This window comes from Mesorhizobium sp. M4B.F.Ca.ET.089.01.1.1 (genome assembly GCF_004022605.1).
GTDB lineage: Bacteria > Pseudomonadota > Alphaproteobacteria > Rhizobiales > Rhizobiaceae > Mesorhizobium > Mesorhizobium abyssinicae.
The window spans coordinates 1-4,238 of sequence record NZ_RZOS01000464.1 but is presented as its reverse complement, the minus strand read 5'-3'; the positions used below and the strand labels follow the sequence as shown (position 1 = coordinate 4,238).

Sequence of the window (4,238 nt, the reverse complement as noted above, 5' to 3'; positions counted from 1 at the left end):
TCGTCCTGCGGCTCGGCGCGCTCCAGCAGCGGGTTGCGCTCGATCTCGTCATCAATGAAGCGCTCGAGCTCGACATGGGTGAGCTGCAGCAGCCGGATCGACTGCATCAGTTGCGGCGTCATCACCAGCGACTGGGACTGCCGTAGCTGTAATTTCGCCGCCAGCGCCATGGTTGGTTTTCAAACGCCTCTACGCACAGGACATGCCGGAACGAGTTTTTCCGACCGGGACAAACAAACTGGCCCGGCTTTTGCTTGTCAAGGGAAACGGCAGCAAAACGCGCTTACCGGAGCGTTATTTCAGGCAAAAATCGGACAAGAATCCCAAAAATCGCCGAAAAATTGCGTCGGGAGCTGGATTTCCTGTTTAGAGGGTAAAACCCTCGCCGAGATAAAGCCGCCGCACATCGGCATTGGCGACGATCTCGTCGGCGCGGCCATGCGTCAGCACCTGGCCGGCGTGGATGATGTAGGCGCGGTCGATCAGGCCGAGCGTCTCGCGCACATTGTGATCGGTGATCAGCACGCCGATGCCGCGCGCGGTCAGGTGCCGCACCAGCTGCTGGATATCGGCCACCGCGATCGGGTCGATGCCGGCGAAAGGCTCGTCGAGCAGCATATAGGCCGGGCGCGTGGCGAGCGCGCGTGCGATCTCGAGACGCCGCCTCTCGCCACCGGACAGCGACAGCGAGGGCGCCTTGCGCAGATGGCTGATGTGGAATTCCTCGAGCAGCTCGTCGAGGCTGCGCTCGCGTGCCTTGCGGCTCTTCTCGACCACTTCGAGCACGGCGCGGATGTTCTGTTCGACGCTCAAGCCCCGGAAGATCGAGGCCTCCTGCGGCAGGTAGCCGATGCCGAGCCGGGCGCGGCGGTACATCGGCATCGAAGTGACGTCGAAGCCGTCGATCTCGATCGTGCCTTCGTCCACCGGCACCAGCCCGGTGACCATATAGAAACAGGTCGTCTTGCCGGCGCCGTTGGGGCCGAGCAGCCCGACCGCCTCGCCGGCGCGCACGCCAAGCGTCACGCCGCTGACGACCTTGCGGCCCTTGTAGCTCTTGGTCAGGCCCTTGGCGATCAAGGTGCCCTTGAACTTGGCGGAATCGGCGGAAACCGTTGCCGGCGCCGCTGGTTTGCCGGCGGCCCGCCCCGGAAGGCGAGCCAGCAGCGACGATACGCCGGCCATTATTGCTTCGGCGCTCCCGACTTCGGCGGCGGCGTCATCGACATGATGACGCGCCCGCCACAGCCGTCGACCTGGGCGAGGCCGCTCTTCATCTGCACGGTGAGCTTGCAGCCCTTGAGCACGTTGGGGCCCTGCGACAGCACCACTTCCTTGCCGGAAAGCACGAGCACCTGGCTCTTCATGTCGAACGTGCCATTGTCGCCGGTGGCGATCTGGTCGTTCGACTTGATGTAGACCTTGTTGTCGACCACAAGGTGGTCGATGTTGGCCGAGCCGGTCATCGCCGACGCGCCGGCGGCGGCGCCCTTGGCGGCATTGGGATCCTTGACATAGTAGACCGTCATCTTGCCGGCCTTGAGCGTGGTCGGCCCCTGCGTCACGGTGACATTGCCGCTGAACACGGCGACGCTGTCGGCCTGGCGAACCTCGAGCTTGTCGCTCTCGATCTGGATCGGCTGATCGCCGGAAAGCTTGAGGCCCGAGACCTGGCTGGTCGTGCCGGACTGGGCAAGCGACGGCGACGCGCCGAGCAGCAGCAGCACCGAAGCCGCGCTCAAAAGCCGTGCCATACTATTGCGACGCATTCGATTCTCCGCCCTGTTGCTCTGCCGCCTTCAAGCTGGCGGGATCGATGTTGACGCGCACCTTGCTCTCGAAGACCAGGACCTTGCCATTGTCCTGGACCGCCATCGAATCCGCCGTGATCCGCGAGCCGCCACGGCTGACATCGACCGGATCATCCGTCTTCATAGTGCCTTTGCCCATGTCGAGGAAGACCGATTTGAGCTTGGCCTCGATGCCGTCGGTCGTCGTCACCGTAATGTCGCTGGTCAGGCTCATCGTGTTGCCGTCGCGGTTGTAGACGCCGCGCGTGGCGTTGACGGTCGCCACATTGTCCGATGTCAACGGCAATTTGGCGTTGATCCCTTCAAGATCGATGATGCCTTGCTTGCCGACGTCCTGGATGGCGCGCAGCGCCGTCAGCGAATAGGGCAGCTTCTGCTTGGTGAAGCCGTTGAGCTTGGGGTTGGCCATCACCAGCTTGCCGTCGGCGAAGGCGCTGCCTTCGGCCTGCACCGAGATCGAAACCGGGGCGGCAAGATAGGAATAGACCGGAAAGGCGATGGCGATGCCAGCTGCAAGCAGCGGCACCGCGAATTTCAGCACGCGCACCCGGCGCGAATGCCGCTGCGCGCGGTCGAACGCATCACCGCGCGTGCCGGCTGGCGCCGCTGGCGCCAAAGCCGTCTCGGCATTGGTCGTTTCGTTCGATCGCGCTAGCATGACTAAATTCTAATAAACCCTTGCCCCGCCAAATCACCGCCTATAGGTGGGATGTCGGCCCCCGTAAGCAAGCACAAGCGGAGGAAAACCGCAAAAATGTGACGGCTGCCGTTGTACAAACGGAAGTGAAGTCGACGCAATTTCCGCACTTCATAGCAGATACGGACGAGCGGCGTTAATTTTTCATGAAGCACCGCCTCGCGCCGCGCGGACGCTTTGACGCAACCCCGCCAGGAAACGGTAGCCGGGCGCGGACGCTTGCTTTAAAAGCAACTCTTCCCACCGACCGAGAGGCTAACCATGGCAATGAGAGCCGATGACCTGATCGACCGCCGCCGTTTGCGCCGCAAGGTGACATTCTGGCGTGTTGCCGCGCTCGTCGTCGCGGCCATCGCGTTGATCGCCCTGTCGACCTGGGTCTATCGCGACGACTTCAGCGGCTCGGCCGTCGACCATATCGCCAAGGTCCGGATCGAAGGCACCATCACCGAAGATGAGGAGCTCATCAAGCGGCTGGAGACCATCCGCGAATCCCCGAGGGTGAAGGGCGTCATCCTGTCGATCGACTCGCCCGGCGGCACCACGGTCGGCGGTGAATCCATCTTCGAGGAAGTGCGCAAGCTCGCCGGCGACAAGCCCGTCGTGGCGGAAGTCGGCACGCTCGCCGCGTCCGCCGGCTACATGATTGCAAGCGCGGCCGACCATATCGTCGCGCGCAAATCCTCGATCGTCGGCTCGATCGGCGTGCTGATCCAGTATCCGGACGTCAGCGGCCTGATGGACAAGCTCGGCATCAAGCTCGAGGAGGTGAAATCCTCGCCGCTGAAGGCCTCGCCCTCGCCCTTCAAGCCGACCAATGAGGACGAGCGCGCCATGGTCCGCAAGCTCATCCTCGACAGCTACGACTGGTTCGTCGGCATCGTCGCCGACCGCCGCAAGATGACCCACGAGCAGGCGCTGGCGCTTGCCGACGGCTCGATCTTCACCGGCAGGCAGGCGCTCGCCAACCATCTGATCGACGCCGTCGGCGGCGAGACCGAGGCGATCGGCTGGCTGGCGACCAAGGGCGTCGACGCCAAGCTCAAGGTGGTGGAGTGGAAGGACACCGAACGGCACGGCGGCTTCCTGTTCTCAAAGACAATGGCGAAAACCATCGCCGGCGCGCTCGGCCTGCCCGACGCCGGCGGCGACGTCATTCACGAAATTGGAGCGGACCGCTTGTTTCTTGACGGTCTCGTTTCGGTCTGGCACCCTTGACGAGCCGTTTGGGACGAGCGAAAAAGCAAATAAAATCATCCTCATAATTTGACTGAAGTGCTTTCAGGGGAGCCGTTCTCATGATCAAATCCGAGCTTGTGCAAATTATTGCCACACGCAATCCGCATCTTTTCCTGCGCGACGTCGAAAACATCGTCGGCGCGATCTTCGACGAGATCACCGACGCCCTTGCCGAAGGCAATCGGGTCGAGCTGCGCGGTTTCGGCGCCTTTTCGGTGAAAAACCGTCCCGCCCGCACCGGCCGCAACCCGCGCACCGGCGAATCGGTCGAGGTCGAGGAGAAGTGGGTGCCGTTCTTCAAGACCGGCAAGGAATTGCGCGAAAGGCTTAACGGCGGCAAATAGGCGCGAATTCATGCGCCGGCCTTCCGACAGGCCTGCTTTCGACAGGAAATCAGATGTTTAACCGCTTCATGCTCGTCGTTGTCTTCGTGCCGCTGGCCATCATCCTGATCGCGCTGGCCGTCGCCAACCGCGAGCCGGTCGCCTTCA

At 62.8% G+C, this 4,238-nt stretch carries 5 protein-coding genes and 2 pseudogenes; 3 read left to right on the top strand and 4 right to left on the bottom strand.

Going from position 1 to position 4,238, the window contains the following annotated elements; genetic code table 11:
* The 4 genes and pseudogenes from EN780_RS28600 to lptC all read right to left on the bottom strand — a co-directional run.
* A pseudogene (locus tag EN780_RS28600) lies at positions 1–170 on the bottom strand (RNA polymerase sigma-54 factor); the annotation flags it as partial.
* Between the two features lie 196 nt (positions 171–366).
* Positions 367–1,185: an LPS export ABC transporter ATP-binding protein gene (gene lptB, locus EN780_RS28595; protein ID WP_127309347.1), complete on the bottom strand. Its 819-nt coding sequence runs from the start codon at positions 1,183–1,185 to the stop codon at positions 367–369.
* On the bottom strand, positions 1,185–1,769 hold the full coding sequence (locus EN780_RS28590) for an LptA/OstA family protein (protein WP_127282412.1): 585 nt from the start codon (positions 1,767–1,769) through the stop codon (positions 1,185–1,187). Before EN780_RS28590 ends, lptB begins: the two co-directional genes overlap by 1 nt.
* Positions 1,756–2,469 (bottom strand): LPS export ABC transporter periplasmic protein LptC, encoded by a 714-nt coding sequence (gene lptC / locus EN780_RS28585; RefSeq protein WP_127282411.1) that lies wholly within the window; start codon positions 2,467–2,469, stop codon positions 1,756–1,758. The genes EN780_RS28590 and lptC overlap by 14 nt, the downstream gene beginning before the upstream one ends.
* A 300-nt stretch (positions 2,470–2,769) precedes the next feature.
* Between lptC and sppA the strand changes: the two genes are divergently transcribed.
* The 3 genes and pseudogenes from sppA to EN780_RS40880 all read left to right on the top strand — a co-directional run.
* On the top strand, positions 2,770–3,726 hold the full coding sequence (sppA, locus tag EN780_RS28580; protein WP_128275963.1) for a signal peptide peptidase SppA: 957 nt from the start codon (positions 2,770–2,772) through the stop codon (positions 3,724–3,726).
* An 80-nt stretch (positions 3,727–3,806) separates the two neighbouring features.
* Entirely contained in the window at positions 3,807–4,091 is a 285-nt protein-coding gene (locus EN780_RS28575) for an integration host factor subunit beta (RefSeq protein ID WP_006200394.1), read from the top strand.
* Between the two features lie 53 nt (positions 4,092–4,144).
* A pseudogene (locus EN780_RS40880) lies at positions 4,145–4,238 on the top strand (DUF1049 domain-containing protein); the annotation flags it as partial.